The sequence below is a fragment of the Yeosuana aromativorans genome, assembly GCF_014646655.1.
GTDB lineage: Bacteria > Bacteroidota > Bacteroidia > Flavobacteriales > Flavobacteriaceae > Yeosuana > Yeosuana aromativorans.
Window position 1 is genome coordinate 54072 of record NZ_BMNR01000009.1, and the last position, 18804, is coordinate 72875.

14 protein-coding genes are annotated in these 18804 nt (G+C 33.9%); all 14 read left to right on the forward strand.

Features of this window, described 5'->3' with window-relative positions:
• The first annotated feature begins 100 nt into the window (after window positions 1-100).
• Window positions 101-1258 (forward strand): n-acyl-d-glucosamine 2-epimerase, encoded by a 1158-nt coding sequence (locus tag IEW94_RS15550; protein ID WP_229669551.1) that lies wholly within the window; start codon window positions 101-103, stop codon window positions 1256-1258.
• A gap of 38 nt (window positions 1259-1296) precedes the next feature.
• On the forward strand, window positions 1297-3084 hold the full coding sequence (locus IEW94_RS15555) for an exo-alpha-sialidase (RefSeq protein ID WP_188654755.1): 1788 nt from the start codon (window positions 1297-1299) through the stop codon (window positions 3082-3084).
• 269 nt (window positions 3085-3353) lie between these two features.
• Complete coding sequence (locus tag IEW94_RS15560) at window positions 3354-5063, forward strand: sialidase family protein (RefSeq protein WP_188654758.1); 1710 nt, start codon at window positions 3354-3356, stop codon at window positions 5061-5063.
• 518 nt (window positions 5064-5581) lie between these two features.
• Window positions 5582-8809, forward strand: coding sequence for a SusC/RagA family TonB-linked outer membrane protein (locus IEW94_RS15565; RefSeq protein WP_188654760.1), 3228 nt, complete (start codon window positions 5582-5584; stop codon window positions 8807-8809).
• Window positions 8810-8821: 12 nt separating this feature from the next.
• Window positions 8822-10438: a RagB/SusD family nutrient uptake outer membrane protein gene (locus IEW94_RS15570; protein ID WP_188654762.1), complete on the forward strand. Its 1617-nt coding sequence runs from the start codon at window positions 8822-8824 to the stop codon at window positions 10436-10438.
• 19 nt (window positions 10439-10457) lie between these two features.
• The gene (locus IEW94_RS15575) at window positions 10458-10868 is read left to right on the forward strand and encodes an SGBP N-terminal domain-containing protein (RefSeq protein ID WP_188654764.1); all 411 of its coding nucleotides are present in this window, start codon (window positions 10458-10460) and stop codon (window positions 10866-10868) included.
• A gap of 182 nt (window positions 10869-11050) precedes the next feature.
• On the forward strand, window positions 11051-11959 hold the full coding sequence (locus tag IEW94_RS15580; RefSeq protein WP_188654772.1) for a dihydrodipicolinate synthase family protein: 909 nt from the start codon (window positions 11051-11053) through the stop codon (window positions 11957-11959).
• A 277-nt stretch (window positions 11960-12236) separates the two neighbouring features.
• A complete protein-coding gene (locus tag IEW94_RS15585; RefSeq protein WP_188654774.1) occupies window positions 12237-13124 on the forward strand; it encodes a phytanoyl-CoA dioxygenase family protein in 888 nt (295 codons plus the stop codon).
• A gap of 10 nt (window positions 13125-13134) precedes the next feature.
• A complete protein-coding gene (locus tag IEW94_RS15590) occupies window positions 13135-14259 on the forward strand; it encodes a zinc-binding dehydrogenase (protein ID WP_188654776.1) in 1125 nt (374 codons plus the stop codon).
• A gap of 6 nt (window positions 14260-14265) precedes the next feature.
• Window positions 14266-15075, forward strand: coding sequence for an alpha/beta hydrolase (locus IEW94_RS15595; RefSeq protein ID WP_188654778.1), 810 nt, complete (start codon window positions 14266-14268; stop codon window positions 15073-15075).
• 5 nt (window positions 15076-15080) lie between these two features.
• Window positions 15081-16280 carry a CehA/McbA family metallohydrolase domain-containing protein gene (locus tag IEW94_RS15600; RefSeq protein WP_229669547.1) on the forward strand — a complete coding sequence of 400 codons (1200 nt, stop codon included), beginning with the start codon at window positions 15081-15083 and terminating at the stop codon, window positions 16278-16280.
• Between the two features lie 44 nt (window positions 16281-16324).
• On the forward strand, window positions 16325-17398 hold the full coding sequence (locus IEW94_RS15605; protein WP_188654780.1) for a GDSL-type esterase/lipase family protein: 1074 nt from the start codon (window positions 16325-16327) through the stop codon (window positions 17396-17398).
• A complete protein-coding gene (locus IEW94_RS15610; RefSeq protein ID WP_188654782.1) occupies window positions 17382-18029 on the forward strand; it encodes a sialate O-acetylesterase in 648 nt (215 codons plus the stop codon). Before IEW94_RS15605 ends, IEW94_RS15610 begins: the two co-directional genes overlap by 17 nt.
• Before the next feature lie 110 nt (window positions 18030-18139).
• Window positions 18140-18804 (forward strand): 6-phosphogluconolactonase (locus IEW94_RS15615; protein ID WP_188654784.1); only part of this gene is annotated, 665 nt, incomplete at its 3' end.

Genomic DNA, 18804 nt, shown 5'->3' on the forward strand with positions numbered 1-18804 from the left:
AAATATTAGAAATAAATCCAAATATAAGAAATTAAAAAGATTAGTTTGAAATAAAACTGCAAGATACAAATAAAATTATTACATTTGTATTATGTAAGACATAAAAATGAAAAAATATATTAAATTGTACAGGGATGCACTCCTAAAGGATGTTATCCCTTTTTGGGAAAAATATTCAATAGATTATAATAGCGGAGGCTATTTTTCATGCTTGGATAGGTTTGGAAATGTGTATGATGAAGACAAGTTTATGTGGCCCCAAGCTAGGCAAGCATGGGTTTTTTCAATGTTGTATAATAAAGTTAAAAAAAAGCGGGAATGGTTAAAAATAGCTAAGAATGGTATAGATTTTATTAAAAATCATGGAATGACTAATGATGGTGATTTTTACTTTTCCGTTGCTAAAAATGGAGTCCCACTAATTCAGCCTTATAATATTTTTTCGGATTGTTTCGCAGCTATGGCTTTTAGTCAATACGCTGTAGCCTCTGGCGATGAAAGTGTTAAGCAACTGGCAGTTCAAACCTATTTTAATATTTTAAAAAAACAGAATAATCCAAAAGGAGCATACGAGAAATCAACTGGCAATCGTTCTTTAAAGAGTTTTGCGTTACCGATGATTCTATCAAATTTAGTTTTAGAGTTAGAACAATTTTTAGACAAAGATGAAGTTGAAAAAATGATAGATACCAGTATTAATGATATTATGACGATTTTTTTAGATAAGGAATCTGGATTAATTTATGAGTTTGTAAAACCAGATGGGTCGTTAGAAAATTCCTTTAATGGACGACTTATAAATCCAGGGCATGGTATAGAAGCTATGTGGTTTATGATCGATATAGGAGTTCGTAGAAATGATATTGATTTAATTAATAAAGCAACCAGTACCATTATTAGAATTCTTGAATATAGTTGGGATGATAAATATGATGGCATCTTTTACTTTATGGATGCTAAAGGGAAACCACCGCAACAATTAGAATGGGATCAAAAACTTTGGTGGGTTCATTTAGAGTCTTTAGTTGCTTTATCCAAGGCTTATTTACATACAAACAGGAAAGATGTATGGGATTGGTTTGAAAAGGTACACGACTATTCATGGAAGCATTTTTCTGATCCAAAGAATGGGGAATGGTTTGGCTATCTCAATAGACAGGGAGAGGTTTTGTTAGACATGAAAGGTGGTAAATGGAAAGGCTGTTTTCATGTGCCAAGAGCTATGTATCAATGCTGGAAAACATTTGAAAATATATAAATTAGTCTACTATTTTTTTAAAATACTATAATTAAACTATGAAGAAAAAAATATTTGTATTGTCTATTATTTTAATCCTACTATTTGTTTCATTAGTAAGCTGTAAAATACAAAAAAAAGACACTTTTCGTCAATCATCTAGTCTATCATCAGGTATTGATCAGGTTTTATTTCAACCTGGAGATGATGGTGTAAGAGAATTTAGAATTCCATCTTTAATAACCACTAATAAAGGGACTTTACTAGGTGTTTGCGATGCTAGAGTAAATCGCGGAGGAGATTTGCCAAACCATATTAACATGGCAATCCGCAGAAGCACTGACAATGGGAAAACATGGAGTACAATAGATTATGTAATGAAATCTAAACCAAATGAAGGCGTTTGTGATCCCACTTTGGTGGTCGATAAAGAAACAGGAACAATATGGGCGTTTGGTTTGCATGGAGATAAAGGCGTTGGCCTGTTTAATTCCAGGGCGGGCATAGACAATCCTGAAACGGCGCAAATATATGCGTTTAAAAGTGATGATGATGGCCTAACCTGGTCTGAGCCTAAGAATATGAATTTTCAAATAAAAAATCCAAAATGGCTATGCGCATTAGGAGCTCCCGGAAGAGGAATTCAAATGACCAATGGAACAATTGTGGTGCCAGCATATTATAGAAGTTATGGGGATGAAAAATTATTAAATTCTTATTTGTTTTATAGTAAAGACCATGGGAAAACTTGGGAGTATAGTAATACGCCTGCTGAAAACACTACAGAATGTACCATTGTAGAAACTGCAGATGGCAGGCTTATGTTAAATATGAGAAATCATTATAATAAAGGATGTCGAGCTACGAGCTATACCTCAGATATGGGTAAAACTTGGACTCCATTAAAATTCGACCAAGCACTTATCGATCCTGTTTGTCAAGCATCATTACTAGAATATCAGATCGGCGATAAAAGACTTTTGTTGTTTTCAAATCCAGCATCCACTAACTATAGAAAAAATCAATCCATAAAAATAAGCTACGATGAAGGAAAAACATGGCCAGTAAGCAAAGTTATCTTTAAAGGTAAATCAGGTTACTCGTGTTTAACACAATTACAAAATGGTAGGATTGGTTTATTATATGAAAAAGAAAATAGGGGAGCAATCTATTACAGAAATATGTCCTTAGATTGGTTAGAATCTAAAGAAGAACAAAAAAATATTGTTGTTTTCGGGAATTCAACCACTGCATGGAGACCTCTGGCAGTTAAAAAAGTTTATGGTTTAAGATTGGAAGAAAAGCTACAGCAGGCAGGTTTTCAATGTAATGTTATAAACTCAGGTGTGGGTGGTAGTCATACAGGAACCATTGAGGATAATAATTACCATAAAGTTAGACATGCTAGAGATAGGTTTCAATCAGATGTTTTGGATTACTCTCCAGAAATTGTTGTTATGCAATATGGGATTAATGACTCTTATGTAGATAAGGGAGGTGAAGAAGGCGAAAGTAGAATACCGCTGGACAAGTATTATGAAAATTTAACTTTTATGGTAAAAGAAATGCAAAAAGCAGGAATTAAAGTGGTGCTAATGACGCCTAATCAATTTGATGAAAGAAAAGAGGCTTGGAGGCTTGAACGTTTGTCTCTTTATAAAAATGAGCTAAAACGTGTGGCTATAGAAAATAACCTTCCCTTGGTTGATGTATGGGAACTAAACGAACAATACAAAAAAGAGAATGGTTCTTTATCAGCGTTACTTTTAGATGGTGTACATCCAAATGATAAATTACATGAGGTTATTGCAGAAAAATTGTTTACCCTAATAAAAGGAATGCTTTAAACTAGTTTAGCTATATAGCTTTGGAAAAAAAAGATGATGTTGATATAAAATGTAATCTTGATAAAGCGCATAAAATAGAATGCATTGGATATTCAATTACATATGATTCATTTTCTGCTATTAATATCGCACAAGATTATGAAAACTTGAAAGTTTATGGCAAGGTAGCTGCTAGAAGAATTGTCTGATTTTTTTCAAAATGGAGTGCGGTAATTAATCTGGGTTGGTGTATATAAAGTGACGCCAAGAATTTAAAATAAAAAGTATAGATGAAAAGGTTCAAAAACTATTTTGGGTTAATGTTTCTAATGTGTTTAGTCTCTAGCTATGCACAACAATTAGATGAAAATGTTTATGATCTAGCTAAATATTATCCAAATATTCCAAATGCTAAACTTATTTATGTAGGAGAAAACCCTATGAATGAAGCTTCGGTTCAAGTATTTGAAGATGGGGACATACGAATTTTTCACACGGACCAGAGGTATAGTAAAAAGGTCATGATGCAAGAATCTCTAGATAATGGATACTCCTATTTGGAGTCTAGAAAAGTTTTTTCAGACTCATTGATTTCTCAATATCCACGTAAAACCTTGCTAGACGATAAAGGGAACCTCCATTTGTTGGTTTTTAAAGAAAAGGTTTTAGCTGTTTATCATTCGGTTTCCTCAGATAAAGGAGAGACGTGGTCTCCCTTAAAGTTTGTCACTAATGGAAGGATTGGATCTATAAGAGCTTTTATTCAGACAAATAGTGGCCGGTTAATATTTGCTTATCACCGTCATGTTGTGTCAAAAGGAACACTTCCTACAGGAAGCTGTTATACAACTGCAGTATACTCAGATGATTACGGCAAAACCTGGATAGAATCCGATTCTAGAATAACCGCTCCAGTTTTTAATGATTATAATGGCAATAATTATGGTATGGTAGAGCCTAGTATAGTTCAAATGAAAGATGGCTCTATTAAAATGTTGAGCAGAACTCAAACAGGGTATTTATACGAATCGACCTCTGTAAATAATGGTGAGACTTGGTCTGAGGGGGTTGCGAGTATTTTTAGAAGCTCAAATTCACCAGCTCATATATTCAGACTGCCAAACGATGATTTGGTGTTAACCTATTGCAACACGGTGGATAGTGATATTGGAACATTTGGTAAAATATACACAAATAGAGATATCCTTACTATGGCAATATCTAAAGACGACGGGGAAACATGGAAAGGTTTCAGGGAAATTGTAAGGATGCCTAGTAGAAATAATCAGGCTAATATACCTCGAGGAGATAGAGGGCTTTCTTATCCTGATTTGGGTGTAACCAAAGAAGGTAAAATTATTTTAGTTTCAGGACAGGGAGAGTATGGAGGAGGAAGAGTGAAATTTCTGATTGATCCCACTTGGTTGGATGAAACAACTGTGTATGACGATTTCACTAATGGTTTAGAAAAGTGGAGTTGTTATTCATTTGTTAAATTAGGTCTGTTTCCAGAGCGAGAATTGGGAGCTAAAGTTATATATGATGACACGGCAATCAATAGAAAGGCTTTATTAGTTAATAAGGAAGAAGGAGACTTATTTGCTGATGGGGCCGTGTTAAATTTTCCCATGGGAAAATCAGGTGAACTAACAACAAGAATAAAATTCAACGAAAACACGAAAGGTATTTCCTTTTCATTGACAGACCATTATAGATATCCAAATGATTGTGGAGGAGATACTTCAGCAATGTTTAGTGATCAGTTAAAGTGCCAAAAAACATATTTTTTTAAACCTAATGAATGGTATAATGTAAAATTAGTTTGGGATGTCGACAGAAGATTCTGTGATATGTTCGTTAACAACACGCGCTATAAAAGGTTAAAAATGCAAAACTATACAGGTACTGGTATTTCCTATATTAGGTTTAGAAATTTGGCCAAAACAGAAAACTCTTCCGATTCTGGGGTTAAAATAGATTGGATAAAAATTCAAATTTAATAACTTATATTATTAAACAAATACTTTATTAATAGGTTCTAAATCTTTAAAAAGTAATTAAAAATTTTGATTGATATAGGGTTTATTTAATCTGACTTAAGAAACCCTAAAATATTCATGAGTAGGATTCTTACTTTAAGAACGTATCAGTTTATAAATCTTCAATTTTGAGTTTATGTTTGGTGTTTTTTTAGAGTTCTAAATTTCTTTTGATTGCATTTCTGCCTTTTTTAATTGCATTAGTTTATTATCAACATCTATTAAATTTACAATATGTAATACATAATACTTGTATTTCAATATGTTATTTTGCAATTGTTGGGTTGTTCTAAAAAAATAACATTTTAAAAAAAATGTTTTAAATTTTGTAATAAGTTTATAATCAATGTGTTAAATATTTAATGTTTATTTGTGTAATCTTTTTTTTTGATATTTTTAACATTTTGTAGATTATTATTTGTTTTATTATGTAATACTTAATACATTTGTTAAAACTAATTTAAAATTGAATTAACCAAATGAGAAGAAATTACAATTTTCTGAAAATTATTCTCCCTATATTTTTTTTAGCGACATCCTTTACGGGGTTTGGGCAGCAAAAAACAGTATCGGGGACAATTACCTCAAGTGTTGACGGTCAGCCAATACCAGGAGCTACTGTAGTAATTAAAGGAACTGCCTCAGGAGTGGTTTCAAATTTTGATGGAAACTATTCTATTGATAATGTTAGTGAGACAAGTATCTTGGAATTTTCGTTTTTGGGCTATAAAGCTCAAGAAATTCCCGTGCAAGGTTTAACTACCATTAATGTGGTTTTAGTTGAAGATAACACCCAACTTGATGAGGTGGTAGTTACAGGGTTTACGAGCCAGTCTAAGGCAACAGTGACAACTGCAATCACCAAAGTTGATGCAGAGTCATTGCAGAATACACCGGTAGGAGGAGCTTCTATCGATGCTTTGCAAGGAAGAGTGTCTGGAGTTACTATTTTAAGAACCACAGGTCGTTCTGGAGATACACCGGTTATTCAAATTCGAGGAGGTACAACCCCTGGCTTAAGTGGAGATTCGCCACTCTTTATTGTTGATGGCTTTGTTCAAGATGATTTGGGTGATACTGATATGAACGATATTGAGGAGTTTACTGTTTTAAAGGATGCTGCAGCGGCTGCTATTTATGGGGCACGTGCTGGAAATGGTGTGATTATTATTAAAACAAAGCGTGGTCAAAAAGGTAAATTTTCGGTGTCTTTAAAGTATTCACATGAGGATCAAAATGTGGATCGTTTTAAAATAGACTGGTTAACACCAGAAGAAGAAATTTATTTCGCAAGATTGGGCTTTGTTACTTATGAAAATCCTTTAGGAGCCATCTTTCACGAAAGAAATAACTGGTGGTCTGCACCACAAGCTTACGATTCTAATAACGCATCCTTATTGCGTTGGGCAGATGATGTTATGGCTAATAATGGAGGTGTTATTCCAAATGGCTATGTAACAACGGCTGATCCAATTACGGGTCGTTTATTGGCATGGAAACCAAGTAATTGGGAAGCTAGAACATTGACGCCAGGTAATTCTGATTCTTATGTGATTAATATTAACGGGGGTAATGATAAAGCAGTCTATAATCTAACGGGTAGTTATTTTGATAATAAAGGTATTGGCGTTTATAACAGTTATAAGCGTTATTACTTAAAAGCAAGTACCGATATTAATTTAGCAGGTAATTTAAAAGCAGGTAGTTCTTTTAGATATTCTTTGACTGATACACAAACAGGAGAAGGAAATTCCTGGTATGAAAGGTCTGGTAGGCTGCCGACAACAGCACGTTACTTTAATGATGACGGAACATTCTTTCAAAATGATTCTGGTAAAAGAAATCCAGATTTTACTGAGCAATACCTAACTAGAGGTCGTTATAACACAGATATGACCTTTAACACTTATTTAGAATGGGAAATTATTCCTGATCTTAAATTAAAGCCGTCTGCTTTTTTCAGACAAAGGACTTATAGTTATTTAAGTTTTAACAAAGCTAATAGTTTAGATGGAGATAGACGTGACCAAGCTGGACGTAATGATAATACTTTGGATACGCAATTTGAAGCGATTTTAACGTATAACAAAACAATACTTGAAGATCATAATTTTGGCTTTTTAGCTGGTACCTCTTTTCAAAATGGTTATGATTATGTTGTTTCTGGTTCTGCTTTTGGTAGTCCAAGCGATTTAATACCTATAATATTGAGTTCGTCTCCTAATGAGGAAAATGATGTTTCTACATCCTATATAAAAACTGCTCAACAAAGTTGGTTTGGTCAAATCACTTACAATTACAAGAGAAAGTATTTATTAAATAGTACTTTTCGTAAAGATGGAGCATATCAATTTACCGATAAATTTAAGTTTGGTTTATTCTCTGGTATTTCTGGAGGATGGAATATACATGCTGAAAATTGGTATGCGGGCACAAAGTTGTCAAATATTTTAAGTAAAGCTAAATTAAGCATATCTTATGGGGAATCAGGTAAGAATAACTTAAGTATTCTTGATACTCAAGGAGCTTATGAAACAACATCTTATGCTGGACAAACGGGTATTAGACAGTCAACACTTATAAATGAAAATCTTAAGTGGGAAACAACTAAAGAAAATGACTATAGATTTGAGTTTTCTTTGTTAAAAGAAAATCCTATAAACCTTAGTGTAGAATATTATAACAAAAAGGCGATTGATAAATTATTTGTTGAGCCTTTACCGAATTATACAGGTTTTACAGGAATTAGACAAAATATTGGGGATTTTGAAAGTAAAGGTCTTGAAGTTGGGTTTAATGCAACACCGGTTAAGACTCTTAATTTTAAATGGAGTTTGCAAGGGTTTGCAGATTTTGTAATTTCTCGTAAAACATTAAAATTACCGGAAAACGGGAACCCAAATAATCGTATTGGTGGTACTTTAGTGTATAATCCTGATGATCCTACAGGTGATCCCATTTCCGTGGGAGGAACAGCTGAAGGAGAAGAAACTAATGATCTTTATGTGTATGCTAATGATGGTGTTATTGGGTCTTGGGAAGAGGCAGATGCCTACAATGCAATGGTTTCTTTTGATGAGCTATCTAACCAAAGAAACCGTAGAGGGGATATGAAGGTGCCAGGGAATTATAAATGGAAAGATTTAAATGGTGATGGTATCATTAATAGTTTGGATAGATATAAAATTGGAAATAGTAACTGGAGACAGCATTATTCATTTGGAAATACGTTTACCTATACTTCACCTATTGGAGAATTTAGTTTAAGTATTTTATTAGAGTCTTATACAGGTCACTATGTTTACGACTTTAATAACCCAAGAGTTTATAGTCAAGCCCAAGGGCAAGATAGAATTGGAGCTGCAATAAGAGATTCTTACCTTCAACCTGGTGATGAAGTGTCTGGTATTGCTCAATACAATTGGGCAGATTTACATGTGATGAATAACTTTCAGAGACTTGATGATAAATTCACCCAAAAAGGAGATTTTATTTCTATTAGAAATGTAACCTTAAACTATACGCTTCCTAAAGAATGGGTAAAACCTATTGGAGCTGAAAGTATTAAGGCGTATGTGGTAGGAACTAATTTAGGGTACTTAACGGAATATAAAGGCCTTAATCCAGAAGCTTTTGGAACCGATTCTTTGGGAGGTACACCTCCACCACCTGAAACGGTTAGTTTTGGAGTTGAAGTTAAATTTTAATCGAAAAAGAAAATGAAAAAAATAGTAAACTTATCAAAAATCTTACTTTTAATCGTGTTGATGGTATTTGTGAGTTGTGAAGATCAATTGAACGTAAAAATATATAATGATATCACAGGGAGTAGTTTTTGGAAAACACCTAGTGATGCTGAGGCTGCTGTTGTAGCTCTACATGCTTCTTTTATGGATATTATGAAAAGTAGTAACAATCAAATATCAAATGTAGATGGTAGAACAGATGCTTGGCAACCAGGTACCTTAGGGCCACGTTTAACTGGAGCTGTAGAAGGCCATTTTCAAACGGCGAATAATGGTGCTGGAAACTGGCGGGGATATTATAGATTAGTACACGACTGTAATTTATTGTTAGCTAAAATTGGTGATATTGAATTTGAAAATGTAGAAAACAAAAATGATATTTTAGCTCAAACTTATACTATTCGTGCTATGACTTATTTTGAATTAGTTCGAATTTTTGGCGATGTACCTTTAGTCACAGAACCTACTACAGGTAAGCCTGAACCTGAAGATTATAAAGCACGAGCTCCAAGAGCTGATGTATTGAATTTAATTAAGGCTGATATTGACAAGGCGTTACCTTTATATAGTAGTAACTTAAAAGATGTTCATTTTGTTTCTAAATTATCTACCTATGCTTTAAAGGCAGAAGTGTATATGTGGTCTGCTAAAGCATATAATGCTAGAGGATCTGCTAATACGGACGATATTAATACAGCGATATCTGCGATAGAATCAATTGAGAATAGTGGAGAACTTACTTTTGCTTCAGACTACTCTAGTATTTTTACCAGAGATGGAAATGATAGTAGTGAATATATATTAGCGGTATGGTACGAAAATGGATTAAGCTCTAGTAGTTATAGGTATGCATCTATTAGAAATGATGCAGTTCCAGATCAATATAAAGTTTTTGATGGCGCAGGTAATATTATTAAAAAACTATTCCCTTATGCGTTGGAAAATGAGGGGATTGCCGCTATGTCTTATGGAGAAGCTTTGAACGATATTTATGCTAAGTATCAAACGGTGGATGTTCATGATAATCCATTTGATAATAATGATGATGCCAATGTGAATGACCCAGGAGCAACACCACCAACAACAGCTTGGTACGATAGACGCGATTTAAGATTTATTAATAATTGTGTTGATATTCCTGGGCCTAATAATGTAGTTATTAAATACGCTGGTATTGAAGATTTATCAGCTAATGTAAGATGGTGGGATAATGATATACCTATATACCGGTTAACAGGGATGTTATTATTAAAAGCAGAAGCATATAATACTTTGGGTAATCCGGAAGCTGCTATCGACATTATGGATATGACAAGAGCTAGAGCAGGTTTAGCTCCATACCCAGGAGCAAGAGACCAAGCAACGGTTGAAGATGAATTGTTAGATGAATCCATTAGAGAATTATTTGGGGAAAATAAAAGATGGTGGCATTTAATTAGAGAGCATAGAGTTGCTGATTACGTACCCAGGTTTTTAATAGAGCGTGGTCAAGATAGAACATCAGAATCTGTTTGGGATTACTATTATTGGCCTATTGCAGAGTCTGTATTAATAGCCAATACTAAATTAGTTCAATCTCCTGGATATTAATTTAAAAAACAATAAAATCATGAGTAAGAAAATAATATTTTTAATGATTTCAGTTATGGTCCTTGTTTTTACAAGTTGCGATGACGAATATAATGTTAGTCCTCCTTTGGATAATAATGAAGCAAAAGTAGTTAATGTATTTATAGATCCAGGGCATTTTACCCCTGAAAATAGGAATATTGCTTGGAAACTTCAAAGAGATTACTACGATCATGATGCGAAAACCGTAACAATTAAAGTAATTGCAAACACGGTTGCGGATTTAAGTAAAACTATAGTTTGGATTTCTGGTTCATTTCAGGCAACATTCACTCCGCTAGGAGGAGAAGAGGAAGATTGGACTGTTCCCAGACAATATACATTTACTTCTGGAGATGGAACTGTAACAAATACATACACTATTACAATAGTAGAAGTCGCCTCTTTTTAGTAAAAATAAGTTTAGTAATTAAAAAAAGATAACAGGGGTTAATTTATTAACGCCCTGTTTAATTACTGAACTAAGCACTTGTTTGAATTTACAAAACCTAATAAATTAAGTTTAACAAATAAACACTATTTCTGCATGCACTTTAATTTACAATTAAGAGCAGGGTAGAACATGACTAATTCATGAATAAAATCACAAATCTAATTGCCGCACCTTATACACCTTTAAAGAAAAATGGAGACCTTAATTTGGATTTGGTTCCTAAATATGCTGCCTATTTAAAGAACAATCACATTAAAGGTGCTTATATAAATGGCACTACTGGAGACTTTACGTCCTTAAGTACAACTGAGCGTATGCTAATTTTAGATGCTTGGTCTAATTATAGGTCAGACGATTTTTCAATCATTGCACATGTTGGGGACACGAATTTAGATAGATCAGTTACGTTGGCAAAACACGCGCAGGGTAAAGTCGATGCATTTGCCGCTTTACCTCCTTTCTATTTTAAGCCAGGAACTATAAATGATTTAATTGAGTATTTATCTTTAATAGCAGTAGTAGCTCCAGATGTACCTTTTTACTATTACCATATTCCAGATTTAACCAATGTTAATTTTGATATGCTTGATTTTTTAACTCAAGTGGGAAATAGAATTCCCAATTTGGCCGGAATTAAATTCACTAAAAATAATCTAGTAGATTATATTCTATGTAAAGAGTATTCAAACCAAAAATATAATATATTGTTTGGTGCAGATGATATGTTATTAAATGGGCTACCTTTTGGAACACAAGGTTGGGTAGGGAGTACTTATAATCATCTTGGACCACTTTATGCCGAAATTATTAAAGCGTTTACTAATAACGATATGGAGTACGCAACTCAGTTGCAATTAAAGTCAATAAATTTTATTCAAATTCTTGTTAACTATAGCTTTTGCGGTGCTGGTAAATCCTTTATGAGAAAAATAGGGTTGGATTGTGGACCGTCACGGTTGCCTAATAAAACATTGTCTGACGATGAGTTAGATGCTATTTTTGAAGAACTAGAAAGAAAAGGTATAACTCAATATTTAGGGAAAGTATAGTAGCATTAATAAGAAAAATTGTCTTGGGGCAGGCTCCCCATTTAAAGAAGCCCATATTAATGTTAACAGATGCCGGTTATTTAGAAAATGGAATGACTGATTTATTGGAAGATTCAGACTAGCGTGTGATTTGAATATCAAATATGAAATAAACTATAAAATACATTACAGGTTGGCAAGAAGCAAACCAAATACAGATAATAGTATAAAGCATTTTAACGAGAATAATATAATAAAACGGTATTACCTTATTAAATTAAACCATAAAAAAATGATTATGAAGACAACTATAGATTTAGCTGAATACAATAATCTCATAACAGATATTTTCAAACAACCCAAAACAAAAGAGGAGTGGGATCAATATAGATTAAGTGATGAACAGGTCCACCATTTTCAAGAGTTTGGATATGTATCTGGAATTAAATTATTGGATGAAAACCATATTGATTTATTGAGGAAGGAACTTAATGAAATCCAAGACCCCAAGCATCCTGGGCATCATCTTTTTCATGAGTTTCATTCCAACGAATCTACAAATAAAGATTCAGTGCTGTTTCATTCTTTAGGGCATTGGAGAATTGGAGAGGCATTTCATGACATACTTTGGAATCCGGCTTTTGTAATGGCGGCGAGTCAGTTATTAGGAAACAAATCGGTTCGATTTTGGCACGATCAATTATTTTGTAAACCAGCTAAACATGGAGGAGTTGTTGCTTGGCATCAAGACTATTCTTATTGGACGCGAACCGTTGCAATGCAACATTTAACTTGTTGGATTGGTTTAGATGATGCTACAACTCAAAATGGATGTCTTCATTATATTCCTAAAAGTCATAAATGGGGTCTTTTAGATGCTCCAGTTTTAGCAGGAGACATGGATGGTTTAATGGAATATCTGAGCACAGAGCAAAAAGAAGAATTCAAACCTACTGCTATTGAATTAAAAAAAGGATACGCTACTTTTCACCATCCTCTTATGGTACATGGTTCTTATGAAAATTACTCAGATATCAGTAGAAGAGCTTGTGTGCTAAACGTTTTTGCAGATGGCACTTTAAGTGATACAAATACCGAATTGTTAAAAGGTGTTCCAATTATTGAAAAAGGTCAAAAAATGGAAGGAAAATTTTTCCCACTATTATTTGATGCATCTAAATGCTAGTTAAATTATTATGATACTTGGTAAGGCTGCAATTGCAGATGGAAAAGGAAACTTTTCTATAGAGGATATAAAAATAGGAAACCCTAAAAATGATGAGGTTTTAGTTAAAATAATGGCAAGTGGTGTATGTCATACTGATTTTGATTCCTATAAACAATGGACCAAAGAGTTTATTTTAGGTCATGAAGGTGCTGGAATAGTACTAAAGGTAGGCAAGGATGTAGCTAATGTGGTTCCTGGGGACAAGGTTATCCTGAACTGGTCAATTCCATGCAACAATTGCTTCCAATGCAAAAATGAGAACTTTAATATTTGTGAAAACAACTCTCCAGTAGCAGGAACAAATCCTGGATTACCTGGCCATGCAAATATGGAAGGTACATTATATCGCGGCAAGGGTATTGAACGCTCCTTTAATTTAGGAACGATGTCTACTCATACGATTGTTAAAGAAGCTGCAGTAGTAAAATACATCCATGATATTCCATTTACATCTGCAAGTATTATTGGTTGTGGAGTCATGACCGGTGTTGGATCAGTCATAAACACGGCAAAAGTAACAAAAGAAAGTTCTGTTGTAGTGTTGGGTACAGGAGGTGTAGGTTTGAATGTTATTCAAGGAGCTAAAATAACTAATGCTTCAAAAATAATTGCAGTGGATGTGTCAGAAAACAGGTTAAAATTAAGCAAAAAATTTGGGAGTACTCATCAAATTTTAGCAGATCGTGATGATAAAGGTTTATTAAAAGTAGTAGAACAAGTTAAATCTCTTACAGATAATAGAGGGGCAGACTTCGTTTTTGAATGTACAGGGGTTCCAGCTTTAGGGGCAACTCTGTTGGCTATGATAAGGAATGCTGGTTCTGCTGTTCAAGTGAGTGGAATAGAGGAAGAAATAATATTTAATATGCAATTATTTGAATGGGATAAAAAATACATAAACCCTTTATATGGTAAATGTAATCCTCAACAAGATTTCCCTAAAATATTAGATTATTACGCAAGTGAAAATTTGCTTTTAGATGAGTTGATTACTAAAACATATACTTTAGATAATTTAGAAGTTGCCTTTGAAGACATGTTAAATGGAACAAACGCCAAGGGAGTTATTATTTTTGATAAAGTAAAAGAATAAAAAATCATGGCAGTCATAAGAATTGAAATTTCTGACCCCAACTATGAAGTTGAAAATTTAAGATATCTAACGGTTCAGAGTAGTTATTTGGGTGGGAGAGGAGATGCTACTGTTTTTGTTCCTCCTAATACTGATCGCCTAACAGGTTTGCCTCTAGTGATTTTACTTCATGGGGTCTATGCGAGCCATTGGGCTTGGACTAGACATATGGATGTGCATAATAGATTAGCGAATCAAATTTCGAAAGGTTTATTGCCACCAATGGTTTTGGTAATGCCATCTGATGGGCTTTGGAGCAGTGGAAGTGCTTATCTTCCTCATTCGGGAAAGGACTTTGAAAAGTGGATTGCTGTAGATGTTTTAGAAGCGGTTTTGACCAAGATTCCTCAAGTAAATGAAGAATCTAAAAAATTTATTTCAGGTTTGTCCATGGGGGGTTACGGAGCTTTAAGAATTGGCATTAAATATGGTGATGTTTTTAATGCTTTTTCAGGACATTCATCTATTACGAATTTAGATCAGATGTCATTATTTGTTGAAGATGATCTGGGTGTTTTTAATCCTGAAAGCAAGGATGAATACATTTTGAATTATATCATAGAAAATAAAGGGATTCTCTCTCCTTTTCGATTTGATTGTGGAACAGAAGATATCTTAATTGAGCATAACAGAATGTTACATAATCAATTAGAAAGTATAAAGGTCCCACACATTTATGAAGAGTTTGAAGGCGGTCATACATCATCGTACTGGCAAGAGCATATTATGAGTTCCTTGCAGTTTTTTGCAACTTTTTTAAATAAATTTAAAGAATAGAGGTTATGGGTTCCTATCGTTTTTTTTCTTGGTTAAGTTGTTTTTTTATTCTTTTAATGAGCTGTGCAGAATCAATTCAGCCCAAAAAATGGTTTAAAGGAAATCTTCATACCCACTCTTATTGGAGTGATGGAGATGAATTTCCAGAAATGATTATGGATTGGTATAAAACCAATAATTATCACTTTGTAGTACTTTCAGATCATAACACTTTGGCAGAAGGTGAAAAGTGGAAGAGAATTTTAAATGATACAATATACCGGAAAGCCTTTAAAAACTATTTAAATAAATACAATAGGGATTCCTCGGTTGTCTATAAAAAGAACCTTGATACTTTATTCGTTAAGCTTAAAACATTTGAAGAATATAAACCACTTTTTGAAGAAAAGGATCGTTTTATAATGCTTCCTTCTGAAGAAATTTCAAATGTATATAAAAATAAACCCTATCATGTCAATGCCATAAATATTCAAAAACGTATTAACCCACAAAAAGGAGGCATAAGTGCGTCAGAATTACTACAATATAATATTGATGAAGTCTATAATCAAAGGAAAGAAACGGGGATTCCTATGATAGCTCAAATAAACCACCCTAATTTTCGTGATGCGATTGTTGTAGAAGATATGAAACAGTTAAATAATAATCGCTTTTTTGAGGTTTTTAATGGACATCCATATGTAAAAAATAACGGAGACGATTTACACCTAAGTACCGAAGAAATGTGGGATTTAATTAATATTTTATATTTAAATAATGGTAAAGAATTATTATATGGTACGGCCACAGACGATAGTCATAATTATCATAAAATAGGAGAGAAATGGAGTAATGCAGGAAGAGGATGGGTAGAAGTAAAGGCGGATTCTTTAAATGCAGAGTCATTAATTACGGCTATGGAAAATGGTCAGTTTTATGCTTCAACTGGTATTGAGTTAGAAGAAGTTGAGTTTTCAAATAACTCATTAAAATTGCAAATAAAAGCTGAAAGTGAAGTTTCCTATAAAATTCAATTTATAGGTTGTTATTTAAATGAAGAAGAGACTAGAGTGTTGGGTGAAGTTGAAGGGACTCAAGCTGAATTCAATTTAAATAAGAACATATTATTTGTCCGAGCAAAAATAATATCGAATAAGCCGCCTGAAAGACCAATGAATGAGATGAAATTTGAACAGGCCTGGACGCAACCGGTAAGGCCGATTTAAGTAGGTGTTCCAAAAATAAAAATAAAATATTTAATAAATTAATTGTGAAATCTAATCGAAAATCAAAGCCTTCTATTTTTATTACTATAGTATTATTACTGTTTTCTTATTCGATATACTCTCAAAAAATTAAAGTAGCTATTGTTGGTAAAGGTGTTACTTATGGCACTGGATTAAAAAATAGAGCAAACAATTCCTACCCAGTTCAGCTTCAAAGATTATTTGACGGACGCTACGAAGTATCAAATTTTGGGTGTTCAGGGACAATAGTTCTTAAAAAGGGAGACAAACCGTATTGGGTAAATCCAGAATTCAAAAAATCGAAAGCTTTTGATTCTAATATTGTAATCATTCATTTAGGCCTAAATGATCAAGGTATAAAGAATTGGCCGAAGCATAAAGAGAAATTCGTAAACGATTATTTAGATTTAATATATACTTATAAAGCGTTACCAACAAAACCAAAAGTCATGATTTGCAAAATGAGCCCAATGTTTTCAGGGTGTCATTGGTTTGAAGAGGGAATGCTTGAAAACTTTAATAAAATTCAGTCTAAAATAGAATCAATCAGTAAGCAAGCCAATGTCGACTTAATTGATTTACACGAAGTACTGTATAGGTTTCCTGAATATTTTCCAGATAATATCCATCCGACAAAAGAAGGAGCCGCTATAATAGCAAAGAAAATATATGGTGCTATTACAGGAAATTATGGCGGATTAAAATTACCGGTGCTCTTTGGCGAGAATATGGTGTTACAAAGAAACGAACCCATATTTATTTCAGGTGTTTCTGATGCTAATGATAGAATTAGAGTGGTGTTTAATGACGAAAAAGCAGAAGTTAAAGTTGGTAATGATGGAACATGGAAAGTAGCACTTCCTCCAATGAAAGCTGGTGGTCCATATATGTTGTCAATTAAATCTAAGAATTCTGAAGAAATCATTATTAATCAGGTTTTTATTGGTGAAGTTTGGTTAGCCTCAGGACAACCAAATAAGGCTTTTGAAACTAAGCGAATTATGCATGCACAATCCATTCTTAAAGACTCAATAAACCACAATATTTATTTATTTTCTTTTATCGGTAAAGCATGGCCTGATGGAGGGGTTTTTTGATAAAAAAAAGTTAGAAAGTTGCAATGCAAACTCATATTTTGAGGTATCGGGGTGGCAAGAGCCTACTTCAGAAGCAGTGTCTAAATTTTCTGCAATTGCATATGCTTTTGCTTATTGTTTACAAAAAGATTTAAATGTGCCTGTTGGTATTATTTGTAATGCAGTTGGTGGTTCGACTACACAAAGTTGGATTAGTAGAGAAACAATGGAATCTATTCACGAAACTGTTGATTTATTAAACGATACACATTTAAACCCTATGGTGCAGCCTTGGGTTTCAGAAAGAAAGGCTCTTAATTTTACAAATAAAGAGAGATTTGGTGTAAAAGCTAGGCATCCTTTTGATCCAACCATGTTGTTTGATGCAGGGATTTATCCAATCAAAAATTATAACATTAACGGCGTTATTTGGTATCAAGGGAAATCAAATGCAGAACGGGTAGATTTTCATTCAAAACTTTTTAAAATGCTAGTGGAAGATTGGAGACTTCATTGGAATAAACCAGAAATTCCTTTTTATTATGTGCAATTAAGTAGTATTAATAGACCAACGTGGGGACATTTTAGAGATTCACAAAGAAGGTTGTTAACTGAAATACCTAACATAGGAATGGCAGTTAGAAATTCCTAATAGATATTATAGTTTTAAAAAGAAAGATAGCTTTTCGGAGGTATAAGTACAAAAATAGGGCTAAAAATAATTGGAAGTAAAATTTAATTGGTAATAATTAATAAAGAAGAATGTTAAAAAGCAGTATAGACAAGGCCACGGGATTTGAAAAGCGATTTGAGAACATCGGGACCGTGGTTTTTGAGAATTCAGTTTTGGCCTCAAAGGCAGTGGCCAGGGAAATAGCGGACCTGATCAGGGTCAAGCAGGCCCAAAAGCAGCCCTGTATCTTGGGGTTGGCAACAGGGTCATCCCCTAAAGGCCTCTATGCCGAACTGGTCCGTCTTCACAAGGAGGAAGGCTTGAGCTTTAAAAATGTGGTGTCGTTCAATTTGGACGAGTACTACCCGATGGAGCCGGATTCCGTGAACAGCTATGTCAGGTTCATGAAGGAACTGTTGTTCAACCATGTGGATATCCTGCCAGAGAACCATCACATACCCGATGGCACCCTATCAAAAGAGGAAATAGCCGATTACTGCAATGCCTATGAAGCCAAGATAGAGGCCCTGGGAGGAATTGATTTACAGATCCTCGGCATTGGGGGCAATGGCCATATCGGGTTTAATGAATCGGGATCGCTACAAAACTCCAAAACCCGGTTGGTTGCCCTTGACCACATCACAAGGGTAGCCGCTAGCCATGATTTCTCGGGACTGAACAATACGCCAAGAACGGCCATTACGTTAGGGGTTAAAAAGATCATGGAGGCCAAACGGGTCATATTATTGGCCTG

What these genes read in the sequence shown, in the direction of transcription:
- IEW94_RS15560 (WP_188654758.1), top strand. Translation starts at nt 3,354, where the DNA reads ATGAAAAGGTTCAAAAACTATTTTGGGTTAATGTTTCTAATGTGTTTA.
- IEW94_RS15610 (WP_188654782.1), top strand. Translation starts at nt 17,382, where the DNA reads ATGGAGGGGTTTTTTGATAAAAAAAAGTTAGAAAGTTGCAATGCAAAC.
- IEW94_RS15595 (WP_188654778.1), top strand. Translation starts at nt 14,266, where the DNA reads ATGGCAGTCATAAGAATTGAAATTTCTGACCCCAACTATGAAGTTGAA.
- IEW94_RS15570 (WP_188654762.1), top strand. Translation starts at nt 8,822, where the DNA reads ATGAAAAAAATAGTAAACTTATCAAAAATCTTACTTTTAATCGTGTTG.
- IEW94_RS15575 (WP_188654764.1), top strand. Translation starts at nt 10,458, where the DNA reads ATGAGTAAGAAAATAATATTTTTAATGATTTCAGTTATGGTCCTTGTT.
- IEW94_RS15555 (WP_188654755.1), top strand. Translation starts at nt 1,297, where the DNA reads ATGAAGAAAAAAATATTTGTATTGTCTATTATTTTAATCCTACTATTT.
- IEW94_RS15580 (WP_188654772.1), top strand. Translation starts at nt 11,051, where the DNA reads ATGAATAAAATCACAAATCTAATTGCCGCACCTTATACACCTTTAAAG.
- IEW94_RS15600 (WP_229669547.1), top strand. Translation starts at nt 15,081, where the DNA reads ATGGGTTCCTATCGTTTTTTTTCTTGGTTAAGTTGTTTTTTTATTCTT.
- IEW94_RS15590 (WP_188654776.1), top strand. Translation starts at nt 13,135, where the DNA reads ATGATACTTGGTAAGGCTGCAATTGCAGATGGAAAAGGAAACTTTTCT.
- IEW94_RS15585 (WP_188654774.1), top strand. Translation starts at nt 12,237, where the DNA reads ATGAAGACAACTATAGATTTAGCTGAATACAATAATCTCATAACAGAT.
- IEW94_RS15565 (WP_188654760.1), top strand. Translation starts at nt 5,582, where the DNA reads ATGAGAAGAAATTACAATTTTCTGAAAATTATTCTCCCTATATTTTTT.